This window comes from Bacillus cereus group sp. BfR-BA-01330 (assembly GCF_022663885.1).
GTDB classification, from domain to species: Bacteria; Bacillota; Bacilli; order Bacillales; family Bacillaceae_G; genus Bacillus_A; species Bacillus_A cereus.
In genome coordinates this window covers 539,909-565,301 of sequence record NZ_JAKUGK010000001.1, presented here as the reverse complement: position 1 = coordinate 565,301, position 25,393 = coordinate 539,909, and the positions used below count along the sequence as shown (strand labels likewise).

The window sequence follows — 25,393 nt, the reverse complement described above, 5'->3', positions numbered from 1 at the left end:
CCATTTTGTTAAAAAACGATAAAATAAACTTGATAAGCAATCAGATTATTGCGTATAATCAAAAAGATATATACTTACAACAAATCAAAATGAAAAGGAGTGGATGTTATGAAAAACTATACAAAGCAATTCGTTCTATCTTCTTCTTTTCTTTTTCATTTTCTTAAAAAGGAACAAAGGCATTCGCCTTTGTTCCTTTTTTATTGCGATCTATATAGGGGGAATTGTTATGAGACCATATAAACGTGTTTTAATTAAATTAAGCGGCGGTGCACTTGCCGATCAAACTGGAAATAGCTTTAACTCCAAACGATTAGAACATATCGCAAACGAAATTTTATCCATTGTTGATTTAGGTATAGAAGTATCCATCGTCATCGGTGGCGGTAACATTTTTAGGGGGCATCTAGCTGAAGAATGGGGAATCGATCGAGTAGAAGCTGATAATATCGGTACGTTAGGTACAATCATTAACAGCTTAATGCTTCGCGGTGTTTTAACAAGTAAAACAAATAGAGAAGTACGCGTTATGACTTCCATTCCATTTAATGCAGTAGCTGAACCATACATTCGCTTGCGTGCAGTCCACCATTTAGATAACGGTTATATCGTTATCTTTGGAGGCGGAAACGGCCAACCGTTCGTGACGACAGATTATCCAAGTGTACAAAGAGCCATCGAGATGAATAGTGATGCCATATTAGTCGCAAAACAAGGGGTCGATGGCGTCTTTACAAGTGATCCAAAGCATAATAAATCAGCAAAAATGTACAGCAAACTAAACTATAATGATGTCGTTAGACAAAATATACAAGTCATGGATCAAGCGGCATTACTGCTTGCCCGGGACTACAATTTACCAGCACACGTCTTTAACTTTGATGAGCCTGGTGTCATGAAGAAAATATGTTTAGGCGAACATGTGGGGACGTTGATTAATGATGATGTTACGATGCTGGTGCATGAAAAATAATGATTTCCCACCAAAAAAGGGTGCCTTTTGTAGGCACCCTTTCCTAATTCATCCTCACAAATAGAAGTCAACCAATCCCGCCACTTTCTCCTTACAACGCTCCCAAAAAGATAACTTTTCAAAAAACTCTTTCGTCATTTCTTTCGAATCATGAAAATCCTCTGTTAACGCCTTATTAACTTGTCCTACAATAGGACCACCATAAATATAAAAATTCATTTCATCATTTATATTGAAGCTACGCGAAGTAAAGTTTGTTGTACCAATAACGGTTAATTCATTATCAATAAGCATTAATTTACCATGGAACATTCCTTTTTTATAACCATATACAGTAATCCCATTATTAACAGCTTGACGTATGTATGGATACGCCGCTTCTTTTATAAGAGGTAGATCCGGTTTATATGACCAAAGTATTTTTACTGTAACACCACGCTTTTGCGCCGCGATTAAAGCATTCATAGATTCTTTATTTTTCGCTATAAAATACGGTGTTGCAATTACAATGGAGTGCTGAGCTTGTTTTATGAGCTCTATATATTTTTCAGCAACGTAATGCCCATTGTAACTAGTCATAGTATGTAATGTATTCCCTTTACTAGCTTTATTCGTACTTCTCTTTATCTCTTCTTTCGTATCTCGTTTCCAGTCTAAAGCGAATTGCTGTTCTAAATCTTTTGCTCCTTCTCCTTTAAGTCGTACATGATAATCACGCCAATATCCAAATCGCTTATCTTTCCCTAAGTACTCATCTCCTATATTAAATCCGCCTGTATAGCCAATCTCCCCATCAATCGTCGTAATACGGCGATGATTACGATGATGAAGAGAATAAAAGCCGAATGGTAATTCAGGTTTTCTACTATATGTAAAATGCACACCATTTTCCTGCAATTCATTTTTCATCTTTCTTTCAAATGATAAATCATTAATGCGATCAACGGATAAATAGACGTTTACCCCTTCTTTTGCCTTCTCTTTTAATAAGTTTAAAAAAGTATGGCTACTTTTATCATCCGACAAAATGAAGAAATACGTGTAAATGGAGCTTTTCGCTTCTCTTATATCAGTAAATAATTGTTTATAAAAAGACTTCCCTTCTACATATAATTGAAAGTCACTATAATGAGGCGCATACTCTGTCGGCATGTTTTTCCCGGCTTCCATTTTTCTTCCGAGTGTAACGTCAATATGAACCCAAATTAAAATAAAAACGAAAATAGCAATAGCAATAGAAGTAACTCGCAATATTTTTTTAATCATTTTGATTTCCTTCCGATCATTTTCTTTCCACCTTTCTATTTTGTCATTCAAATTTAGATTTCATGCTTCATACAAAAAAGGATGTGACTTAACGTCACATCCTTTTCACATTAAACAAAATTTCTCGCATCATTATTTCTTCCAAACTTATAAATCGCAATTAAGAAGAATGCAATTGCGAAAGCGAATAAAATTAAAATGTTTAAATACAACTCCGAGAATGGTATTCCTTGTTGTAGTTTCGATACTGTGTCTAACAACCAGCGCTGTGGAAGAAAATTAGCTACTTTTTGTACTGCACTTGGCATAATGTCATATGGGAAATAACAACCCGCTAGTAAGCATGTTGGTACAATGACCATGTTTTGCATCGCATTTGCCGATGATGAGTTTTTTGAAAAAGCAACAATTACTAACGACATTCCAATCGCTATTAAAGCAAATATCATCAGTACACCAACCGTAACGATGAAGGGCATATTGATATTCGTATGAAAAACATTCGTTAAGAATAGGATTGTAATCATAATTTGTACTGTTAATATAATCATATTTACCCCGACGTTAGATAATATAAATTTCTTTCCATCTATCGGCGTGGATAATAATCTAAAGTACGTTCTATTCTCTTTTTCTTTTAAAATATAGCCTGATAAGTTCACTGCTGAAAATAACATAAACATAATAAGATAACCCATGGTTTGGTTCGTCATATCTTTATTTTTCGAAGTATCTTCTAACGTCTCAGTCTTCACTTTAAATGAACTTTTTTGATATCCTGCGTACATCGTATCAAATGCACTTTGATCTGTTCCTGCTACTTTACTTATCGCTGCTACATTATCAATATAATTGTACAAATATGACTTAATAAACGCTGTTACTTGATCACCTTTAATCGATGAAATTTCAATATTGCTTGATTTTCCTTCTCGGACACTTTCTGAAAAACCAGACTGTAACGTAATCACTCCATCAAGTTTTTTTGAAGTGAGTTTATCTTCTACTTCAGATTCTTTCACTTTACTTACTTTTACATGATTGATTTCTTCTAAAAATTTCACCGTATCATTTGCTATCGACTCATTTTCTTTATTTATAACTCCGATATTTAACGTCCCTTGCCCCGCATTTCCATATATTGAAAAGGAGATTAACGTTCCTATTATCGGCAAGCTAATAATAATGAGTAACCCTTTTTTATTTTTCAAAAGGACTGATAATGTTTTTTGCATAAGCCATAAAATATCTTTCATACTATAGCCCCTCCCGTCTGCGTAATGCGATAATCGATATGAATAAAAAGAGTGCTGAGATTCCGATATTTAAAGAGATGACTGGTAGTGCCGCCCCTACATCATTTGCATAAATAATTTTCATAACGGCAGTGTTTGCCCACGTTAATGGTGATAAATTCGTAATGAAATTTTCTTCTACTACGAAGTATGCCCCGCCAAAAATAGAAGCTAGTTGTACGATAACTAAAATAATTGCTCTAGATGCTTCACCTGTTTTTGTAATATATCCGATGCCGAGGCCGAAGCTAGTTGCTAAAAGGACTTCTGTTAGTAAAATAAGTAAGACAACTCCAAGATGATCGCCCCAGTTAGCTTGAAAAACAAATTTACTAAATAAAACGACAAGTAGTATGCACAGTGCATTCGCCACCATATTACCCAATATTTTCCCGATAAAAATTTCCGCTTTCGTTATAGGTGCAGCAATGAGACGATCTCCTGTTTTACGTATTCGTTCGCCTCTAATTAAATTACTTGCTCCCATCGCACCATACAAAGCAACCATCGTTGTCATTACAATTGCATAGTAATCCATAGAACCTGGTTTTTTAGTCGCTTGTAATGCCGTTTCTTTAATATACTCATTACGTTCTCCATTCGGAATTATTGTGCTAATTTTACTAGGGTCTACTTTCTCAATCTCAACTACTACATTGTACTTATCAACAAATGTAGTCATCATTCCTTCAACTATGCTACTTTCAATACTACTTCTATCACTTCCGTAAAACTTTACCCCGTCCTTATTCAATTCTACATACGCAGCGTATTTGTTTTGTTTTACTTTTTCTTTTCCATCTATCTCTTCAGAAACTTTCTTAAAGTGAATACCAGATTTACTTACTTCTTTTGCAAATGCTTCAAATGATTGAGAAAACGTACCATTTGCTTCATCTTTGTATATCACTTGTATATCTTTAATAGTATGACTATCGCTATTAAATGCATTACTTAACGCTGTTCCTAACACAAGCATAAGTACAATCGGAAATGCTAACATAAAAACTAAAGTTCTTACGTCTCTAAATTCTCTTTTAATGTGCATAATTGCAATATTGAAGATGTTCAATTGATGAACCTCCCTTTACCTTTTCTTCATTTACCTTTTATTTATCTCGTAAGTTTCTTCCGGTTAAGGTAAGAAATACTGTTTCTAAGTTGGGAGCCTGCTCCTCTAATGAACGAATTTCAATATCATGATTGATACAGTGTTGAATGATTTTATTTAAATTATTTAATCCCGCATCAGAATTCACTTTAATTACGTTTTCTTCAATTTGAACTGCTTTCACACCGTTTATCTCTTTTAATTTTTCTACATCTAAATTCTCTACCGATTTCACTTCAATCCAAATATCTTTCGTGTCAGTAATAATTGCTTTTAACTGTTCTTTCGTACCTTCTGCAATTACTTTACCGTGATCTACTATCGCTATTTTCGTACAAATCTCTTCTACCTCTTCCATGTAGTGACTCGTATAAATAATTGTACTTCCCATTTCATTTAATTTACGTACTGACTGCAAAATGTAGTTTCTTGACTGTGGATCAATTCCAACTGTCGGCTCATCCATAATAATTAACTTCGGTCTATGAGCAATTGCACAAGCGATATTCAGTCTTCGCTTCATCCCACCAGAAAAGTTCTTCGGATAGCTTTTCTGTTTATCACTAAGTCCTACAAATTTAAGAGCTTCCTCTACCCTAGCTTTTAATTCGGCTCCTCGTAACCCGTACAATCCAGCAAAGAATTTCACATTTTCATAGGCAGTTAACTCTTCATAAATCGCAATATCTTGCGGAACAATACCGATATTCATTTTCGCAAATCGATTATGTTTCTTTATATTTTTTCCTAGTATGCTAATCTCACCTTCATTACTTCTTAACAAACCAGCAATCATATTTATCGTTGTACTCTTACCAGCACCATTTGATCCTAAAAAGCCAAATATTTCTCCTTCTTTAATAGATAAAGACATATTATCAACTGCGATGAAATCACCAAATTTTTTCGTTAAATTTTTAATTTCTAATGTATTCATCATTTTCACCCCTATTTCGGTTTCTCTGCTTTTAGTATAAACAAAAAGAATGAACCTGCTCAGTGCAGAAGTTCATTCTTTTCACATGAGAATATTCACTTTTTTCATATGAGATGGTTCATCCTCGTACCATTCTCTTTATATTGGCAACAACATCGTTACTGAAAAACCACTTGTCCCATCTACAATAATTTTTCCGTTTACAGACGCCGTTCGCTCCTCCATCCCCATAATACCGAGACCTTTTTTAACAAGAGCTACCCCTTTTCCGTTATCCTTCACTTGCACCTTAACCATCTTGTTAAGCACATGAATATCTATAGAAATAACTGTCGCATCAGCATATTTCATTGCATTTGTTAGTGCTTCTGTAACATTCTCACCGATAATTTTCCACTGAATGGGAGAAATCATATCTAAGTTCCCTTTGTATACAAAAGGAATATTCACATCATTCTTACCGGCAAATTCCTCTATGAATAATTTCATACGATGAATGCCAATTTGCTCAGTTGGAGGCTTCATATTTTTTAATGTAATGCGAATACTTTCAATTCCATCTTTTGAAATGTGAATTGCATTTTGTAATAACTCCGCAGATTTTTCTTTATCTATTTCCATTAACCTTTTTGCTGCTTCCATTTGAATAAGTGCACCCGTCATCGAGTGACCAATTTTATCATGAATTTCTTGCGATAACCGATTTCTCTCTTCTAGCTTAAATGTGTATTCAGATTGTCTTATGTACTCTTTATTTTCATGTAAGCTTTTCGTAAGTCGTTGCATATCTTTTCGCATCTTATCATTTTGCGATTCAAGCTTTACTACACGCGATATATATCGATCTGCTATAGTTAAAACGAGAAAAGAAAATGCAACAATTAATCCATAAGTCATTCGAATACTTTCATCTGCAATCGTAATTGGGAGCATCATAACAACAAAGCGTGGCCAATTCTTTTCTATGTAATGGAATGTAATTTCGTATAAGTTCAAAGGTAAAAACAAAATAAAAAATGGATGAACCCTCCATGTAAATAACATAATTATGCCAATTGACATACAGATTAATAATTTTTTATACGTATCTTTTTTAAATATAGAAATCATTACGTTTACAGAGAGGTAAATAAGTAAAGTAAATATAACCCAAGGTAAATTTACTACATTTGCGTAAATATAACTAAACACAATATATAAAAAGACAATTAATTTACTTACAGTTAGCCAAAATTCCATATCACTAATCTACTTTCCCTGTTAAGTAATAAATCGCAATTTGTGTGCGATGTTCAAGTCCAGTTTTCCCTAAAACTGACGTAATATAATTTGCAATTGTTCCTTCAGATATAAAAAGCTGTTTCGAAATTTCTTTATTCGAGAAACCTTTTGCAATTAATGCGATAATACTAAGCTCCCTTTCTGTGAAAAGGCTCTTATCAATTTTACATTCTTCCTCTTTACTTTCCATTAAATTAGACTTAATTTTATCGAGGACAACATCTTGCATAACAGTTTGACCGTTATATACTCCTTTTATCGCATCACGAATACGCTCCGGATCGTTATTTTTTAACAAATAACCTTTCGCTCCGTTTTTTACTGCATCCAAAATATATTCATCATCATCAAACGTCGTTAAAATAAGCGGTTTTGTTTTCGTCTCTTCACAAATGAACTTCGTCGCCTCTACCCCGTTCATATTTGGCATGCGAACATCTAAAAGAGCAATATCAACTTCATGCTTTTTACAATATGCTACAGCTTCTTCCCCATCATTTACAGTATCTACTACTTCGAACTCTTCGTATGTATTTAAAATAATTTTCATGCCCTCTCTAATAAAAGAGTTATCATCCGCTATTAATATTTTAATTTTCATGTTTGTTAGTATGGCCCTTCCCCTACTAACATTCACATCCTTTCTCCGTGTAACATTTCCTACTTGCTCATTATATACTTCTCTTTACCATTTTTTCACACCTTTTTTCATCTAGCTCTCCTGCAAAAAATATATTATTCTTTTTTTACAATATGTGTAGGGTGACTTATCATTCTTTACGTCTATATAATAGAATGCGTCAAAAAGGAGGGAGAGACCCATTGAGGAAAAACAATTAATTGAAAAAGCACAGCAAGGAAGCGAGCATGCTTTTCGTATCCTTGTACAAACATATCGTCATTATATTTTTCAAGTTATCTTTTCTATTTTAAGACATGAAGAAGATGCGAAAGATGTTACACAAGAAGTATTCGTAAAAATTCACACCTCTCTCCCAAATTATCAATTTCGCGGATTAAAAACGTGGATGGCGCGTATTGCCACCAATCACGCTATTGATTATAAGAGGAAGAAAGCTAGAGAAAGTGAAGAACTCTCCTTATGTAAAGAAGCTGAGGAAAATATAAAGTCCTCTCATAATATTGAGGCTTTATTATTGACGAAAGAGCAGAAATTACTCATTGCTCAAAAACTGAGAGAACTTCCCGAAAATTACCGTGACGTCGTTCTCGCACATTACTTAGAAGAAAAAAGTTATCAAGAAATTGCTTTACAGGAAAACATCGAAGTAAAAACAGTCGAAATGAAACTGTATCGGGCACGAAAATGGATTAAAAAACATTGGAAGGAGGAAGAGTTTCTATGATGCATTATTCAAAAGAAGATTGGCGCAATTATACATTAGATTTTATAGAAAGCAATGAACGTGAATCTATGGAAGAACATCTTTATGAATGTGATGATTGTTTAGCACTTTATATGGAAAGTATTGATGAACAACATGAAAACCTTCCAATGATAAATGATGATTCATTTACGAACGAAGTTATGACGCAAATTAATTTTGAAACACTACAGTCTAATAAAAATATAAAAACAAACTCACTAAAGCGCACAATCATTCATTACATAATTGCGACTGCGGCTACAATTATTTTTATGGTAAGTGGTTTATTCCAATATATTTTTACAGCGACATCAAATTTCGAGAAATCTTCAAAACATAACGAGTCTTCTATTTCACAACAAATTGTAAACAAATCGGTAGACACATCCAAAAAGGACGGAGGTTCAAAGCATGAATAAAAATCCCTTTTTAGCACTTGTATTAGGGCTAATTCCTGGGCTTGGACATTTATACTTAAAAAAGCTAGGACGGTTTATTTTATATAGCGGAGGATCTTTATTTCTATTCTCCTTTGCAGTATTTTGTACCATAGTAGTAAGAGAACGTGATATTGCTTTTCTTTCTCTATTTTTACTAGCCGTTCTATGGGCAATTAACTTACTAGATTTAGTTATCACCATTATAAAACAAACGAAAAAACAAGAAGCTGGAGAATTGATAAATTCCTCTAAAGAGAGCGAACGATTTTATATCATTCTCCTATCTATCATCCCTGGACTTGGCCATTTCCAATTAGGACTTATGCAACGCGGTCTTACGTTTTTAGTCGCTTGCGCTGGCTTAGGCAGCATGATTATATTTGTGACTTTATTAACATCTCAAGGAAGTTTCCTTATCTTCCTTATTACGTTACCTGTTTTATGGATTTATAATTTCTTTGACGTTGTTCAGCAACTACAGAAAAAAGAACGCGACGAGCAATTAATTGACCGTACTATTTTCGAAGATTTTGAAGAACATCAAGAGCAGGGAAAGAAAAGTAAAACATTTGCTTCTATTTTAGCGATGTTCCCTGGAGCAGGTCATATGTATTTAGGCTTACAACGCCGTGGTCTTCAGCTTATGGCAGCCTTCTTACTATCTATTTATTTACTCGACTTATTAAGACTTTCTGCATTTTTATTTTTAGTACCAATCATTTGGTTCTATAGCTTTTTTGATGCGTTACAGCAAACAGCAAAATACGGAAAAGAACGAGTTCAAGACGAACCCATTATCGATTATTTTATAAATCATCAAAGATGGATCGGTATCGGATTAATTACACTCGGTGGTTATTATTTATTAAATCAAACAGTCCTTCCTATTTTGAATGATTATTTTGCAACTATATTTAATATTCATCTTAGTGAACTATATTATCGCTATTTCCAAACATCTATCGTTGCGCTCCTTTTAATTGGCGGCGGCTTTAAATTGTTACTTGGAAATAAAGAAAACAAAGGTGGGACAAGCGAATGAGGACTTGGCGTGTTGGAACATTCTCAATGGGGCTTTCTATTATATCGTTAGGATGCTTTTTACTATTTTCAGTCGTAAAAGGAATTCAAGTATTAGATACACTAACTGCATGGTGGCCAGTTTTACTTATCATACTTGGAGCCGAAGTTTTACTATACCTTCTATTTTCTAAGAAGGAACAATCATTTATTAAATATGATATTTTTAGTATTTTCTTTATCGGTGTTTTAGGAAGCGTCGGAATTGCTTTTTACTGTTTATTATCAACTGGATTACTAGAAGAAGTTCGTCACTCTATTAACACAACGAGGCAAACGAGTAATATTCCAGATGGACAATTTGATATACCTGAATCTATCAAAAAAATCGTAGTAGATGCAGGACATCAACCTCTAACGATAGAGGGAAATAATACAAATCAAATTCATCTTTTGGGAACTTATGAAATGACAACGAAAGCAAATGAAAAACTCAATTTAAAACGAGATGATTTCCTTTCAGTTCAAACGGCTGGAGAAACGATGTATATCACTTTAAAATCATTACCTGTTCAGCATACGTTATTTAATTCAGCACCACAGGTGAAACCAACGCTTGTTCTTCCACAAAATAAAAATGTGGAAATCCGTGCTTCAAATAACGAACTATCTCTTTATCCAGGTCAATTACAAAATAATTGGTTTGTACAGGAAAGCTCAAGAGTGTCTGTCCATCTTGCAAAAGAAAGTGATGTATCTTTAACAGCAGTAACGAATCAAAAAGAAACACATGGAAGTACACCTTGGGAACAAGTAGAAGATTTAACGAAAAACGAAAATACTTCTTCAGAAGAACATCCAGAATTAAACAACCAAGAACATTGGTATAAAAATTCGATTAAAACTGGAAATGGGACGTACAAGTTAAATATTGAGAAAGCTTATAATTTGAATATGAGTGTTCTCGAAAAATAAAAAACCTTCCGCAATTGCGGAAGGTTTTTCTCATATAATCGCTTTAATTCCTTCTAACACTAATCCAATCATAAATCCGCAAACAGCCCCGTTTACTCGGATCCACTGTAAATCTTTACCGACGTTATTTTCAATCATTTCGATTAACGTCTTATCATCTAACTTATCAAGGTTTTCTTGTACAAGCTTACCAATTTTCGAATGGTTCTTCTCAACAAGACTTACAACTTGTTTTTGTAACCAATCTTCTATTTTTTGAACTGTCTGTTCATCTTCTTTTATTTTATTCATTTGTTTTTGTAAAAATGGAATAACATATTTATCAGCAAATTCTTCATTATTTACAAAAGCAACTGCTCTTTGCTGTACTTGCTCTAGCATCTCTTTTATTTTGTCAGTAGCATTCCAATTGGCAATCCATTTTTCTTTCCAATTTTCTAATTCTTGTAGTAACGCTTCATTTTCTTTTACATTTATAATTTCTTGACGAATTTTCACTAATATAAGTTGTCTCGTACTATTATCTGCATCTTGTAAGCTGTTAATATTGCTAATAATAAACTTCTGCAAAATGCCGCCAATTTTATCTTCATCTACAATATTCATAAACGATTTCAATGTAAACTGTAAGAATCCATCTACTTTTATATTTTCCATCGCCTTCATACCTAAACTTCCAAGCTGGTAGCGTGCTTCATCTTGCGCTGTCCAATCTTTCACTTTTACTAAAATGTAATCAAGTGTCTTCTCATCATATTCTTGCACAACTAATTGATCAACAAGCACTTGTAAGATGTTACTTGTATTAATTGTATGTAAATACGTCTTTAATTCTTTTTCAATAATAACCGCTAATTTTTCTGTATCGATTGAAACAATCGCCTTCTCAGCAATCGTTACAATGCCTTTTTTCACAGCATCAGACTGTATTTCTCTCTCTGCAATTTGTAGCACCATTTGTGCTAGCTGCATTTCTTTTACTTTATTCGTAATACTTTCTTTCGTTAGCCACTCATTTTCTAACGTATTGATGAGCCCTTTCGTTACTCGTTTACGGTTTTTAGGTAACAAAGCTGTATGCGGAATTGGAATTCCCATCGGGTGACGGAATAATGCTGTAACTGCGAACCAATCTGCAAGCCCGCCAACTAACCCAGCTTCAAATCCCCCTTGTATAATCTCTCCAGCTATCGTTCCTTGAAAAGGGATAGAAGCCGCAAAGCCTACACCCATAACCCCAAGCGAAATACCCGCTATATATTTAGTCTGTAATGACATCGTATACACATCCTCTTATTATGTAAAATAAAGCTTTTTGTTGTATTTATTCAATATTAGTTATCCTTTATATATACTATAAAGAACTATTGTGAAAATAACAAAGATTTTTATGTACATGAAAAAATGAGGCTACAACTAGCCTCATTTTTCTTATATCGTTAATTCCAAACCTTTCCTATAATATTCATCCATTATATCTTTTGGAACCATACTTCCACCCGTTCCCCACACAATATGAGTACCTTTTTTCACCTTCTCTGTTAACTGTAGCTTTTGTAAATACTCATCTTCTTTACATACTTTGACTGGCCCTATCATACCTGCTAGTGCAGAAGGCTCTAAATAAATATTCTCCGTATCAGCTAGCTCTTTTAACAATCTATATAACTCTTCATCGCTTACTGTGTAATTCCCACTCAAAAATGGTTCCATCGTTTTACCGACAAATCCAGATGGCCTTCCTACCGCAAGTCCATCCGCATCTGTTACATTATCAATTCCGATATCTTGAACGGAAATTTTGTCATGAAGGCCTGTCATTAAGCCGAGTAACATACAAGGAGAATGTGTTGGCTCTGCAAAGTAACAATGAACATTATCTTTATACAATAACTTTAAACCGAATGCTACTCCGCCAGGTCCTCCTCCTACTCCGCACGGAAGATAAACAAATAAAGGATGATTTTCATCTACTACAACCTCTAACTCTTCTAATTGCTTTTGTAATCGTGATGCTGCTACTGCGTATCCTAAAAATAAATCATGCGAGTTTTCATCGTCTACAAAATAACAGCTAGGATCCGCATCCGCTTGTCTTCTTCCTTCTTCTACTGCTTTGCTATAATCATCTTCATATTCAATAACGTTTACACCTTTACTTCTTAATAAATCTTTCTTCCATTCTTTTGCGTCTGCTGACATATGAACAGTTACATTAAAACCTAGATTCGCACTCATAATCCCTATGCTAAGTCCTAAATTCCCTGTAGAACCTACTGCAATTGAATATTTCGAGAAAAACTCTCTACATGTATCACTATCTAAAACGGAATAATTATCTTCTTCTGTTACCATTCCGTGCTGCAATGCTAGTTGCTCAGCATGTTTCAACACTTCATAAATGCCGCCCCTAGCTTTAATTGATCCTGATATTGGAAGATGACTATCACATTTTAATAATAATTCTCCTAAAATAGGTTGCTCATATTTTCTCTCTAAAGCTTCTTTCATAGAAGGTATTTTCACTAAAGGTGATTCGATTATGCCGTTCGCCCCTTTCGTTTCAGGAAAAACTTTCGCAATATATGGTGCAAAACGCTTTAATCTCTCTTCCGCATCTTTTACATTCTCTTCATTAAGTGGTGAATCTTTTATTGCTGTTTCATACTTTTCTATGTTTGGATTTATCCAAAATACTTCTTCTGTTGCAATAAGCTTATTCACTAATGGATATTCTGCTTGTAATGCCCCTATTTCTTTCATTTTGTTTCCTCCTTATATCCTTGTAGCTCACCATACAATAAATTATAATTAAATTAATTTTAATATAGTTTAACACAAATAATCCCATTAAGTTAATTTTAATTTAATTTATTTAAATATAATTTAATAATTATTAAGGAGATTTTCATTATGGAAAATATAGATATTGGTAAAAAAATTGAAAAACAAAGAAAAGAAAAAGGTTTAACTAGTAAAGAACTAGCAAAGATGGCCGATATTACACCATCAATGTTAAGTCAAATTGAGCGCGGGTCCGCTAACCCTTCTATCCAAACATTAAAAGTGCTTGCTAAAGCTCTTGATGTGCCAACATTTAGCTTTTTACTTGAAGATACAAATACAGACGATTTAATTGTACGTTCCCATAAACGAAAGAAAATGATTATTGATAATTTATCATATGAAATGCTTTCACCTGATTTCACTGGAAATTTAGCAACAGCAATTATGACCGTCCCGCCTAATACAGCTTCATCAGAAAATGTGCTAGAACATAAAGGAGAAGAATTAGCATTTGTCTTAGATGGGAAAATCACATTATATTTAAATGAGGAAGAATACGTATTAGAAACTGGCGACAGTGTAAAGATACCTGCTTATTTAAAGCATAAATGGGTGAATCATTTTGAGAAAAATGCGGTAGTCTTATTTTCTGTTACTCCGCCGATTTTTTAATATATAAATAAAAACAGGTTACTTCTTATGAACTACACCTCCAATTGTTAGACACAGTCTAACAATTGGAGGTGTAGTTTTTTTATAACTAAATTTACTTCAGAAAACAAAATGAATGCAGCAATACATTATCAAGATGGAAGTGAGAGTATAAAAGATATTGCGAACTCATTGAGAGCGAATCACGACGTGGTTCGAATATGTATAAAACAATTTGAATATCATGGAATCCGAGCATTTGAAAAAGGCTATACAACGTATTTTGTACAGTATAAACTAGGCTTACTAAATTATATGTTCGAAAATGGGACGTCTCCAAACGAAACGGCAGTTATTTTTAATATTTCTTCATCTGGACTTATTAGAAAATGGCGTATTCAGCTACGTCAAAAAGGAGTAGACGCCCTTAAATCTAAGAAAAAAGGGCGTCAGCCTATGACTAAGGACAATCAAAAATCAATTAAGAAACAAACACAAACAGAAGAGTCAGTAGAAGCATTACAAGCTGAATTGGAGCGTTTGCGTATGGAGAATGCTTATTTAAAAAAGTTCAACGAATTGTGAAAAAGTTAGGTTTAAAGAGCCTAGTTCGTATGAAAAAATATCGCTCTTATAAAGGGAAAGTAGGTAAGATTACGCCAAATATTTTAGAACGTAACTTTAAGGCTAAAAAGCCAAACGAAAAATGAGTTACAGACATAACAGAATTTAAATTATGCGGCGAGAAGCTCTACTTATCACCGATGTTAGATCTATTTAATTGAGAGATAATCGCTTATACAATTGATTCAAGACCAACCTATTCACTTGTATCAAAGATGTTACGATAATGCGATTATTGAAAGTTTCTTTGGTATTATGAAATCTGAATTTCTTTATCTAAAAGATTTTGAAAGCATAGAACATTTTAAATAAGAATTTGAAAAATATATCGATTATTATAATCACAAACGAATTAAGGCAAAATTAAAAGGCATGAGCCCGGTACAATATCGAACTCATGCCCTAAAAGCTGCCTAATGAAACGACTTGTCAAACTTTCTGGGGTCAGTTCAACTTTTAACGAACCCATACCACTAGTACTCAAAAATTCTTTTCTCTTAACTTTGATATCCCCTTATTTACCGGACATTTTACTTTCACTTCCCAGTGTCCATGTACTGTAACTCTTACCTGAGGATTAAACATTTTGATTTCATCTACACTAAAGATAATGCTTTTCTCCTCAAAATTTTTTTCCTTAGTGTTTACTTTCCCTATGACTTCATTCTGCCAAAACACTTCTAATGAAGCCTCACTTTTAGGATCTCCCAAGTATTTATATACAACTTCAACTTCCCCTGTACGTTCAATTAGTTGAAAAAAACACTTTTTCATATCTATGGGACTATTAAGAACAATATTAGTCCCACAGGTATACGGCTTAAATATTGAGCCATCAAGTTCTGTAAGACAATTGACTTTATGATACCAATTTCCTATATAATCATTCTTAATGACTATTTTATTTGGGTTATACCTGGGATCATAATAAAATATTATATCATGTGGACTATTAAAAACTACTCCATGCACGCGTGTATGAGTTTGCCCTATTGGTGTAGTCAGATCGTTAATCCAAAACACTTTAAATACAGAATCTACCCGCCTGCTTTGGTAGGTATTGATAATGATATAACCTGATTTATTTAAAGGTAATTCATGATAAATTTCTGGAACCGACGTATATAATCTTTCACCACATCCATAGGGTTTTGCAACAGTTCCATCTCCGTCATCAATAATGAATATACCCCCTTCTACCTCTAAATCCATTAAATCTGTCTCCATTGCACAAAAAAATGTACCATCTTCAAAAAAGAACATTACATGATAAAGTTTTTCTACTTCATAATGCCCTGTAAATCCTTTTACAAACTCTCCATCATATTTCAATTCCTTAGTAGGTGGATATATTATACCTTTTAGACCCTTATATGCCCCTTCTTTAACCAGTGCTACTTTCCCAATATTAGGATCTCGGGGATCTAGTTTTGGTCTAGGAGCATTAATAGTACTAATGCTATTACGCGTATTTTCACTTATAACAAAATCAGACAATCTTTTAGCCTCCCACAACATGTAGTTCTATTGATTCATCATTTAATACAGTGCGGTCCACAGCAATAACCATCCCCTCACCAACTTCAATCATAATGAATTTTTCAGTGATGTCTTTTAAACCACCAATATATGCATTTTCTTTACATGTAAGCATAATAGCTTTTCCAATTTGATCTCCCAATTCACAAATCGGATGAGATTTCCAATTACTCTTCATATCATCACCTCTAAACTATTCAAATTGTAATACCCGCTTTATAATTGCTCTTTATAATCAAACCCAAACTACGCAAGAATATAAACAATTAAAGCTTTCCATTATTAAAAAACTACGTGTTTATTGGATTTTATTTAATAGTATTATAGGTAAATTGGATTATTTTTTATCTGAATGTAGAATTATTTTTTATTTCCTTAAAATTCCCCTCAACTTTTTCAGCATATAAAACGATACTTATAATAGAAAGAGGTGTTTTAATTGTATAAAATGATGCCAAATTCAAAAGAAAGAGAATTTATATACAATAGCTCATACAACAAAGGGCATATAAGCATTCCTAGCATGGTAGCTCACTGTATTGGTCTAAGTACTCACGCAAAATTGGTGTATTCTAACATTTTGAATTACATTTATAAAAAAGGAGAATTTGCATTCCCAAGTATTTATAGATTGTCTATATCTTGCTCCTGCTCAATAAATACAATTATTCGTTATATTAATGAATTAGTTGAAAAAGGATTTATAAAAAAAGAGGTCCCAGGTCGTGGAAAAAGTAATCGATACTACATAATAGAATGTGATAAAATTCCACTCCTAAAAGTATCAGAAATAATATGGGAAGTAATAGATACACTTGCAAAAAAATATGGTTGGAAGGATATTATGAAATGTAAGAATTCAATATTGTCTTTTCTTAATCAAAATAAATATTCATTACATCATATGGAGATTCAGCCAAATACAATAAATTACTTAAATGCTTTATTCCTTCATGTTTTAGAAAAAAAAGAATTAAATATTGAAGTATTGACTAGTAATTTTATATTTAAAAATCAATCTATTCTATAACAGTTTTGAAATTATAAAATCATATAAATAATTTATAGGATAATAGGTGGTGTGAATATTGAATGAACCTTATGTTACTTGTACACAATGTGTTGTTAGAGATTGGTGCCAACGTAGAAATGGTACTACTCCCCTGCCACAGGATTATACAATAAATCCTGAGTGTAGCGGTTATATCTTACTTAATCAAGCTTTAAAGCTTTCTCAAATTCCTTTAGAATATCAAAATGCAAATAAAAAAAATTTCTTAATAGACACGGATAACAGAATGTACAAAGACTACATTATAGATACTTTTAATTCAATAGAGGAAATCGTTAAGAATGGAAATAATCTTGCTTTTATACATCCACAAAAAGGAACTGGTAAATCATATACTGCTATAGCCTTTGCAATGGAATATATATTTAAATCAGTAATGAATCCTTCTTTATTTAATTTTGAGTCTCCGCTTGTACTCTATATTAAGTATGGTTCATGGGCAAATGATCTACGGCAAATTTATCAATTAAATGATGAAGATTTCACACAAAGAGTTTTACAACAAGTAAAACTCATGAAGACGGTTCCCCTACTAATACTTGATGATATAGGAAATGGGAGATTTACAAATTATATTAAGGATTTTACTTATGATGTAATTGATTTTCGTAAAGAAAACAAAAAATCAACATTTTTCACTTCTAATCTTACACTCCAACAATTAGAACAAGAGAATTGTCTTGGGGATATTATTACATCTCGTATGTTATTTAATACTGTTGTATATCAATTAGGAGGTCGTGATAGAAGACAAGAAAAAAGTTATATTCTGAAGCCAATTATATAAAGATCTCGTCATGTAACGGGGTCTTTCTAGAATCCATTTAACAATAATATGATAAATATGTAAAAATAGTATTACAATTAATATATTTCCATAGTATACTAATTTACATGATTAAATTTTCAGCTTATGAATTGAGTAGAAATACATTAAATCCTTATATATATAAATATCTGTAAAACAAAAGAAGTTAATCAGAACATAATAAAGCAGCAATATCTGTTTTGGATAGTAAGATGCTTTATTCCATTAGGGTTCTGGTTTAATCTTCTATTCTTTTACGCCCCAAAAACGAACATAAGTTCTTTTATTTTTCGCTAAAAATAGAACATACGTTTTATTTTAAACCACAGAAGAACATAAGTTCTAATTTTTCACCCTAAAAACGAACATAAGTTCCGCGTTTTGTTATTAAAAAAATCGCAACTATTTCCATTATCACATCGATTATTATGTCGAGATTAGATGAAAAGGAGTCTATATTATGCCATCCATTGAAGAATTACAACTATTAAACCATATATTAGAAAACAGAGATTGGTCTTCAATTGATAAAAATGGCCTTGATGAAGAACATTTTCCTATACATAAAGATATTTTTAATTACATTAAAAATTTTAAAAAATTACAAAAACAACTTCCAACAATAGAAACCGTAATGAATATATTTGAAGAATTTGAAATGGTCGAATTAGAAAAAACAGAATTTGTAGTAGATGCTCTTAAAGAAGATTGGTTACATAGAAAATTCAAGCCCTTTCTTCAAAAAGCAGCAAACCTTGTCGCTGAAAAGAAAACTGTAGAAGCTATTTTAGATATTAAATTAAATGCCACGAATATGTTAAAACTTACGAATATTGACAACAAAGGATACTCATATACTGGAATGGCGGATACACGTAAGAGTAAATACTTATCAATTCATGGTAGAGATGAAAATGAAATTTTAGGAGCGACTACAGGCTTTAAAACATTAGATTTAGTGACTAATGGATTAGTAAGTGATGGGCAAGAAACTGATTATTTTCTTGTTTTCGCACCATCTAATATGGGCAAAACATTAATATCCTCATTTATGTTAATGTCCGCTTGGAATAGTAATATCGAGTGGGATTTCCCTGCCTACTTTGCTTTAGAACAACGTGCCGAAGAAATTGCCCGAAATTGGGATCATGTCCTGGCTGGTGTATCAAATCTAGGCATACAACGTGGTACTATGTCAGCTGAACAAAAAGACCGTTATATCTTCTTTTTAGATCAACTAAGGAAAAAGCAAAAAGATATGGTCATCTATGATATTCAAAAAAATGGTGGTCGCCCCTATACAGTTACTGAAATACAACGCATCCTTGAGTCTGAAGGACATACTCGCTTTGTTTTAGATCAATTATCCAAAGTACGTTTAAATAGCTCCAATAATAATTTTGGGGATTTAAGACAAAGATTATTTGATATATCAGCAGCAGTACGTGAAATGATTTTAGGAACAGGAATTCCAGGTTATGTAGTAGCACAAGCTAACAGAGAGTCTGCTAAAAGAATAAAAAAAAGTCTAAATGATAGCACGATGACTGGTGAAGATATCGGGGAAACTTATGCAATTTTTCAAGATGCTAGCAAAGGTATATCTATTATCAAAATAAATGAAACTACCTTTAAAGTACAGGTTATAAAAAATCGTGGCAATGCTAGTGGTCAAAGTTTCATTGTGCGATATAACTTTGATACCGGACTGATTAGTACCATAAACAATCAGGATGAAAAACAGTTCTTCTAGTCTTAATAATGGAGATGAAAATACATGCAAAAAGCAAAAAATATAGAAATTCTCGAAAATACATCACTTGATATACCAAGTCTAATAGATGATTTGCGTTTTAAGTATCAGTATTCCCTTAGATATCAAAGTAACCATGCAGCATTTTCAAAGAAAAATGATAACGGCAATTATATAATGTGTTGCTGTCCGAATCATACAGAAACAAGACCATCATTTGGTATTTCTAAAACCCCTCCCTATCACACACACTGTTTCTGTTGTGGATACTTAGGAACCATAGATTGTGTAATTGAAACCGCTTTTGTTTTAGAACAAGGCAACGGATTAAAAGCCCTATTATCAAATTACTATTTTGAAGACAATCGTAAACCTTTAGACATTACAAAAATCTTAGCTACAAGAAAAAAATGTATAAAAGCAAATACGTTATCCGAAGAAACACTCAAAAAATTGGATGAGGAAAAATTTAAAAATCAAGAAATTTACAATGTAGCAATGTCCTATTTAATTAATCAGCGTGGAATAAACATGAAGACTTTAGATACTTACGAAATAAAAATAGATGTCAGAAATAAATGTATCGTATTTCCGCAACGTACTCGAAACGGGGATCTTCGCTTTTTACAAAAACGAAAAATTGGAAGCAATTATAACGGTTCAAAATTTATCAACGAAGGATTACCAAACAAAAAAGATATTTTATTTGGACTTCATTTAATTAATCAATTACGAACATCAGCCAATCGGATTAAAAGAGTTCGTATCGTAGAATCTCCTATAGATGCAATGAGTAACTATCAAGTAGGTATTCCTGCTGTTGCAATTAACGGAAAATTATTATTTAAAAACCAAATACGCGAATTACATCTAGCAGGTATAGAGATAGTTGATCTATTTTTTGACAATGACAAAGCTGGAAAAGATGCAACACAAAAAGCAACAAAACACTTAATACAGGAAGGATTCACGGTCAATCATACGCTTTATCCACCCCAATTCACTGAAGATTCAAAAATCGACTCCAATGACTTACTTAAGATGGGGTTACTAGATAAATTAAATACAAATTCAATTAGTTTACTAAGCAGTAAATTTTAATTCATTCAAATAAAGGGGATTTATATAATGAACACAGCAACTATAAACTTTCAAGATTTAATAATGGAAATACTAAACTCTGAATCTATAGCTAAAATTTTTAATTTTGAACTATTTAAGGTGAGAAATCAAGATAAAGAAGATGTGAAACAAGATTGTATCTTGCGTATAATGAAATCTCTTCAACAAACAACAGTTCCATCTGAAAAGCTACCTTCATTTTGTCAAACAATTATTAAAAGAACCGTGGTGGATTATTATCGTTATACAAATAGAATGGTAGAACAAAATTCGACTTCTGTATTTTATTGTGATGGATTTATTGAAGACGATTCTAGTGAAAATAATTGCCCTACATTTTGCCAAGAGTCTTACGAACAAGGATATGAATTCTCAATTGTTAAAGCAGATTTTGAAATACATAGAAATAAATTTACCCCGACTGAACAACATGTCATAGAATACATGCTATATGACGGCTTAGGAGTCTGTATGAATTTAGCCGAAATCGCAAACGAACTTAAAATTAATAAATCGCACTCAACAAGAGCATTAAAGAAATTGCGTAGCATTTATTGTTGTTAATATACATAGTTCCCTACTATTTCAAACAACAATCACCTAAAAATATTGTAAAACAATTAAGAACATTTTGTAAACAAAAGCAACTTTTATTTTTATTATAAATTCCGCAACTTTTTAATTAGTTATTACGATAACTATTAATCAGTCTAGTATATACAACTAGTATACAACATCGACAATAATTTTCAAAGGCGTTTTTTATCTGTTTCTTATTAGATTTCAGCCCTCTTTTATATATATAACCATTCATTACATGAACTTTATTGGAAAATTATTAAGCTTAATTATTGATTTGTTACTATTAAATATTGGCTAGATTCATAACTTACAGTCTGCATTTAAAAACTTAGGTTCTATTTATTTATATAAATAGAATAAACAAAATTATTTTAAATAAACCTTTATATCGATATATAACAATTGAATGACGTTATATATCCTGTCAATTTAAGGAGGAAATAAAGTATGACGACAATAAAAGGATTAGATGCAATTTTAAAAGTGGGAAACACCTTTCTTACGTTTAAAGATAAAAAACCACTTACACTTTTATTTATCGATTGGTATGAAAATCTGGTTGGTATTCGCGAGCATTATGAACCTACCTTAAAACCCAAATATATACGTTGCCCAGGGACAGATGTGTGCCCCCTTTGTCACGTTAATCCTAGTAAATATCCGAATTTGAAGATTAAATTACGTGTATATGATCCATTAGATAATAAGATTAAGCTAGTCTCTTTAGCGAAAACTCACATTCAAAAATTACACACAGACTTTAATGTTTACATGATTGATCCTACAAAAGATTTTGTCACTATCTCTAGAAGTGGAACAGGTGCTAATGATACCACTTATTCAGCTAAACCATACCATTATACTTCAGTGGATGAAGAACCTATATTAAAGAAGCCAGACTTTAATGAAATTGAAATGCTTGATATATCAACATATATAACTTCTCATAGTCCTGATGAAATCCAAGAATTTATGAATGCAGCCTCAACAATATACAATTTACAGCAAGCACAGTTTCAATGTAGTTCCCCTACTCTTTCATTAACTACTGAAGGTTTTGATGAAAAGGAACAATTGAGAACTACTAATCATAAATTACCGTTTTAGAAAACCGTATGGAATTTTAATTTCTATTATTAAATATAGAAAGGGACGATTATTTCGTCCCTTTTTGAAGTAAGGAGTTGTAAATTTTGTTTTTTAAATCAAATGAATCCAATCAGGACATTTTTACACTATTAAATAAGCGCGAAGTAAAAGAAAGCACGCAAAAAGCTCGTACAAAAAAAAATGAGAAAAAAAAGATTACGATAAAAAAAAATCAATATGTTCACGGAATTAATAATTCAGTAAAACTACCTTTAAATTACTACTTAATACATACCCCTGAACAATTTAAAGAATTCATTGCCAAGTATAAGGTGTATAAAACCTTACATTCGCAAGCTTATACATTTATTGATACGAAATCCACTGGTTTGAATCCTTTTAAAGACTCAATCATCTCAATTACGATTGGATTTATGGATAACAGTTTTTTTTATATACCTATTAAGCCTTTTAAACATCGATTATCACAGAATATCTCTACATTAAGTCTTGAATACACGATGAAAAAACTCTCACCACTATTAGAGAAAGATACCTTATTAATACTTAGTAACAGTAAGCAACACATTCATGCTCTATATAATTGGTGTAATTTTGACATTACATATAATATCTTTTGGGATACTGAGATAGCTGCAAACCTATTAAATGAGAACCATTCAAAAGGTGTAAAAGAATGGTATAAAGAATATGTATTACCCCGTCTTATTTCAAAAGGAACCATTTTAAATACCATTGATAGAAAAAAATATATGTTTGAAAAGACACTCTATGATCAGCTACAACACCATGTAGCTACCTACTTCGCTTGCTATGATATTTTTATGCTAAAGTCTGTATTCGAGTATCAGAAAAGGATTTTTGAAAACCCTAAATTTAATCTTGTTCCTATATATAAATTATTTAGAGAAATAGAGATGCCTTTAATAGCAGTACTTACTACTGCTGAAAGAAAAGGCATTAAAATTAATGAAGAATTTCTAAGCAATGATGTAAAACAAATACTCCAAGCGAAATTACAATCCGTAAAAAAAGAAATCTTGAATCACCTAGGTTCTACTATCACATTAAATAATTGTGTGCACCCACCTAAGCAACAAAATAAATATAATAGCGTAAATAAATTAACAAGCACTTTGTTTAATATAAATTCTCCAGCCCATTTGGCCCAAAAACTTTATATTGATAACGCTATTCTAAAACCTATCATGGAATATGACAAAGGTTGCAAAAGTGTGATTTCCAAGCTAAAAACAGATAGAAAAACGCTGATACGTAATCTATCAATGCATCCTGTAATTCCTCTAATTCTAGAATATCGTCGCTTAGTGAAATTAATAAGTTCTTTTTGCAACTCCCTACCCAAAGAACAACAAGGTACTATCGATAATAAAATTCATCCTATCTATAACTCTGTAGGAACTAAAACAGGACGTATGAGTTGCTCGTCACCAAACCTAAAGTTGTGGGCTGCATAAAGGTAACTTTATGTGTAAGCAGATCGTTAATTCAGGGAAAGCTAAGGGTAATTACCTATGTCAATCCTGAGCCAAGTCTAATAGGGATATTAGAAAGGTGCAGAGACTACTTAAATTAACCTAGAACAGGTGAAATAAGCACGAAAGCGATCCACCCTTCTACAACAGGGTGATGATATAGTCCGATACTCTTTGAAAAAAGAGAGCAAGGATAAAGAGCCTTGCATTACTACAATGACAACAAGTACCAAGTAAAGCTGATTTTATACGTATGGCCTTTAGAGCAGAAAGAGGTAGATTATTCACCAGTATTGACTTCAGTTTACAAAACGTTGGCTGAAGTCGTTAATCTAAACCTACTCAAAACAGGGAACGCCCTCATGTAACGGTGGAGTGAATCCTGTGCTTCTAGTGACAAGAAGTGCAACGACTGCTTGTTAATTATCATCTTGATTCATAGTTAACAAAATAATGAGTCGTCTATCAACCAAAATTGATAAATCCATCGAACTCATTTATACGGTAGGCTATGGGCTTAGTGGTCACAAAATTTGCCCATTATTTGCAGGAATGCAACAGAAGGTATAGTCTAATCCGGCTCCTTTAAGGAGTGTTCAAATACCATGAAAATGGCGGTATACATACAACAAGAATTACGTTGGCTCGCAATAGTAACACAAGAACCGGTTCTAATTGAAGCCTTTAAGAAAGGTTTAGATGTACATAGTCAAATCACTTGCCAAATTAAGGGGTTTACTTATAACTTGTTTGAGGATATTCGAAATTATAAAAGAGAGACATTAAAAGAGACTCAGCATCATATACAACAGCTTATAAATAAATGGTCAGATACCCCAGAATGTCTATATATCTTGAAGATATATAATATGAAGGAACTAAATAGTACTACCATTCCTTCTCTGGCAAATGCTTTTGAATCGCTTAGAAAAGAAATGAAAAGCATTGTATTCGGTAAAGGGATTGCCGAATTAAAATCTCACTCAAAACAGGGAAACCTAAGTGTATAAGCATATGGTAATCCTGTGCCAAAGCGTTCATATGAATGGCAGGTGCAGAGACTTATAGCGTTCCGCGGTTATATAAACAACCAATCTAACGAGTTCGCTTAATGTGAGAAGTAACTTGAAATAGTTGCTAAGGTATAGTCCACTCCCTTAGGA

25 protein-coding genes and 1 pseudogene are annotated in these 25,393 nt (G+C 32.6%); 16 read left to right on the top strand and 10 right to left on the bottom strand.

Annotated features, from left to right (window positions below; genetic code table 11):
• The first annotated feature begins 229 nt into the window (after positions 1–229).
• Positions 230–973, top strand: a complete 744-nt coding sequence (gene pyrH / locus MR112_RS02970; RefSeq protein ID WP_001248059.1) for a UMP kinase — start codon at positions 230–232, stop codon at positions 971–973.
• A 54-nt stretch (positions 974–1,027) separates the two neighbouring features.
• Here pyrH and cls read toward each other — a convergent pair whose 3' ends face one another.
• The 6 genes from cls to MR112_RS02940 all read right to left on the bottom strand — a co-directional run bounded on the left by cls (position 1,028) and on the right by MR112_RS02940 (position 7,464).
• The gene (gene cls / locus MR112_RS02965) at positions 1,028–2,239 is read right to left on the bottom strand and encodes a cardiolipin synthase (protein WP_000591898.1); all 1,212 of its coding nucleotides are present in this window, start codon (positions 2,237–2,239) and stop codon (positions 1,028–1,030) included.
• 110 nt (positions 2,240–2,349) lie between these two features.
• Positions 2,350–3,495: an ABC transporter permease gene (locus MR112_RS02960; protein ID WP_242244772.1), complete on the bottom strand. Its 1,146-nt coding sequence runs from the start codon at positions 3,493–3,495 to the stop codon at positions 2,350–2,352.
• Position 3,496: 1 nt separating this feature from the next.
• Positions 3,497–4,606, bottom strand: a complete 1,110-nt coding sequence (locus tag MR112_RS02955) for an ABC transporter permease (protein WP_242244771.1) — start codon at positions 4,604–4,606, stop codon at positions 3,497–3,499.
• Between the two features lie 37 nt (positions 4,607–4,643).
• Complete coding sequence (locus MR112_RS02950) at positions 4,644–5,582, bottom strand: ABC transporter ATP-binding protein (RefSeq protein ID WP_001093804.1); 939 nt, start codon at positions 5,580–5,582, stop codon at positions 4,644–4,646.
• A 138-nt stretch (positions 5,583–5,720) separates the two neighbouring features.
• Complete coding sequence (locus MR112_RS02945) at positions 5,721–6,821, bottom strand: sensor histidine kinase (protein WP_000397690.1); 1,101 nt, start codon at positions 6,819–6,821, stop codon at positions 5,721–5,723.
• A gap of 4 nt (positions 6,822–6,825) precedes the next feature.
• On the bottom strand, positions 6,826–7,464 hold the full coding sequence (locus MR112_RS02940) for a response regulator transcription factor (RefSeq protein ID WP_000694093.1): 639 nt from the start codon (positions 7,462–7,464) through the stop codon (positions 6,826–6,828).
• Between the two features lie 220 nt (positions 7,465–7,684).
• Here MR112_RS02940 and MR112_RS02935 point away from each other — a divergent pair, with 220 nt between their 5' ends.
• From MR112_RS02935 to exsE, 4 genes are read left to right on the top strand one after another with little or no spacing between them, the layout of a single operon-like run.
• Complete coding sequence (locus tag MR112_RS02935) at positions 7,685–8,230, top strand: RNA polymerase sigma factor (protein WP_256737415.1); 546 nt, start codon at positions 7,685–7,687, stop codon at positions 8,228–8,230.
• The gene (locus MR112_RS02930) at positions 8,227–8,670 is read left to right on the top strand and encodes a hypothetical protein (protein ID WP_000972344.1); all 444 of its coding nucleotides are present in this window, start codon (positions 8,227–8,229) and stop codon (positions 8,668–8,670) included. The genes MR112_RS02935 and MR112_RS02930 overlap by 4 nt, the downstream gene beginning before the upstream one ends.
• Entirely contained in the window at positions 8,663–9,733 is a 1,071-nt protein-coding gene (locus MR112_RS02925; RefSeq protein WP_001039112.1) for a hypothetical protein, read from the top strand. The genes MR112_RS02930 and MR112_RS02925 overlap by 8 nt, the downstream gene beginning before the upstream one ends.
• The gene (exsE, locus tag MR112_RS02920; RefSeq protein ID WP_001261427.1) at positions 9,730–10,686 is read left to right on the top strand and encodes an exosporium protein ExsE; all 957 of its coding nucleotides are present in this window, start codon (positions 9,730–9,732) and stop codon (positions 10,684–10,686) included. Before MR112_RS02925 ends, exsE begins: the two co-directional genes overlap by 4 nt.
• Before the next feature lie 30 nt (positions 10,687–10,716).
• Here the strand turns inward: exsE and MR112_RS02915 are convergent, their stop codons facing one another.
• Both MR112_RS02915 and MR112_RS02910 read right to left on the bottom strand, forming a co-directional pair.
• Positions 10,717–11,964 carry a DUF445 domain-containing protein gene (locus MR112_RS02915; RefSeq protein WP_000058295.1) on the bottom strand — a complete coding sequence of 416 codons (1,248 nt, stop codon included), beginning with the start codon at positions 11,962–11,964 and terminating at the stop codon, positions 10,717–10,719.
• A gap of 153 nt (positions 11,965–12,117) precedes the next feature.
• A complete protein-coding gene (locus MR112_RS02910; protein ID WP_098214196.1) occupies positions 12,118–13,449 on the bottom strand; it encodes a D-serine ammonia-lyase in 1,332 nt (443 codons plus the stop codon).
• A gap of 150 nt (positions 13,450–13,599) precedes the next feature.
• Here MR112_RS02910 and MR112_RS02905 point away from each other — a divergent pair, with 150 nt between their 5' ends.
• The 3 genes and pseudogenes from MR112_RS02905 to MR112_RS29030 form a co-directional block, all read left to right on the top strand.
• Positions 13,600–14,145 (top strand): helix-turn-helix domain-containing protein, encoded by a 546-nt coding sequence (locus tag MR112_RS02905; RefSeq protein WP_000427638.1) that lies wholly within the window; start codon positions 13,600–13,602, stop codon positions 14,143–14,145.
• A 111-nt stretch (positions 14,146–14,256) separates the two neighbouring features.
• Positions 14,257–14,709, top strand: a complete 453-nt coding sequence (locus MR112_RS29035) for a hypothetical protein (protein ID WP_472926398.1) — start codon at positions 14,257–14,259, stop codon at positions 14,707–14,709.
• A pseudogene (locus MR112_RS29030) lies at positions 14,688–15,165 on the top strand (IS3 family transposase); the annotation flags it as partial. The gene MR112_RS29035 and the pseudogene MR112_RS29030, both read left to right, overlap by 22 nt.
• 63 nt (positions 15,166–15,228) lie before the next feature.
• Here MR112_RS29030 and MR112_RS02895 read toward each other — a convergent pair.
• Positions 15,229–16,245: a hypothetical protein gene (locus tag MR112_RS02895; RefSeq protein WP_098583024.1), complete on the bottom strand. Its 1,017-nt coding sequence runs from the start codon at positions 16,243–16,245 to the stop codon at positions 15,229–15,231.
• A 4-nt stretch (positions 16,246–16,249) separates the two neighbouring features.
• Positions 16,250–16,465 carry a hypothetical protein gene (locus MR112_RS02890; RefSeq protein WP_000841662.1) on the bottom strand — a complete coding sequence of 72 codons (216 nt, stop codon included), beginning with the start codon at positions 16,463–16,465 and terminating at the stop codon, positions 16,250–16,252.
• 270 nt (positions 16,466–16,735) lie between these two features.
• Here MR112_RS02890 and MR112_RS02885 point away from each other — a divergent pair, with 270 nt between their 5' ends.
• The 8 genes from MR112_RS02885 to MR112_RS02850 all read left to right on the top strand — a co-directional run bounded on the left by MR112_RS02885 (position 16,736) and on the right by MR112_RS02850 (position 25,240).
• Positions 16,736–17,317 (top strand): helix-turn-helix domain-containing protein, encoded by a 582-nt coding sequence (locus tag MR112_RS02885; RefSeq protein ID WP_242244843.1) that lies wholly within the window; start codon positions 16,736–16,738, stop codon positions 17,315–17,317.
• Positions 17,318–17,375: 58 nt separating this feature from the next.
• Positions 17,376–18,146: an ATP-binding protein gene (locus MR112_RS02880; RefSeq protein ID WP_046392598.1), complete on the top strand. Its 771-nt coding sequence runs from the start codon at positions 17,376–17,378 to the stop codon at positions 18,144–18,146.
• 481 nt (positions 18,147–18,627) lie between these two features.
• Positions 18,628–19,920, top strand: a complete 1,293-nt coding sequence (locus MR112_RS02875) for a DnaB-like helicase C-terminal domain-containing protein (protein WP_046392597.1) — start codon at positions 18,628–18,630, stop codon at positions 19,918–19,920.
• Positions 19,921–19,944: 24 nt separating this feature from the next.
• Positions 19,945–21,021 (top strand): toprim domain-containing protein, encoded by a 1,077-nt coding sequence (locus MR112_RS02870; RefSeq protein ID WP_242244770.1) that lies wholly within the window; start codon positions 19,945–19,947, stop codon positions 21,019–21,021.
• Positions 21,022–21,048: 27 nt separating this feature from the next.
• On the top strand, positions 21,049–21,606 hold the full coding sequence (locus MR112_RS02865; RefSeq protein WP_001090550.1) for a sigma-70 family RNA polymerase sigma factor: 558 nt from the start codon (positions 21,049–21,051) through the stop codon (positions 21,604–21,606).
• Positions 21,607–22,071: 465 nt separating this feature from the next.
• On the top strand, positions 22,072–22,731 hold the full coding sequence (locus MR112_RS02860; RefSeq protein WP_000207534.1) for a hypothetical protein: 660 nt from the start codon (positions 22,072–22,074) through the stop codon (positions 22,729–22,731).
• A gap of 86 nt (positions 22,732–22,817) precedes the next feature.
• A complete protein-coding gene (locus MR112_RS02855) occupies positions 22,818–24,212 on the top strand; it encodes a DNA polymerase (protein ID WP_242244769.1) in 1,395 nt (464 codons plus the stop codon).
• A 623-nt stretch (positions 24,213–24,835) separates the two neighbouring features.
• Positions 24,836–25,240 carry a hypothetical protein gene (locus MR112_RS02850; protein WP_000781409.1) on the top strand — a complete coding sequence of 135 codons (405 nt, stop codon included), beginning with the start codon at positions 24,836–24,838 and terminating at the stop codon, positions 25,238–25,240.
• The last annotated feature ends 153 nt before the right edge of the window (positions 25,241–25,393 follow it).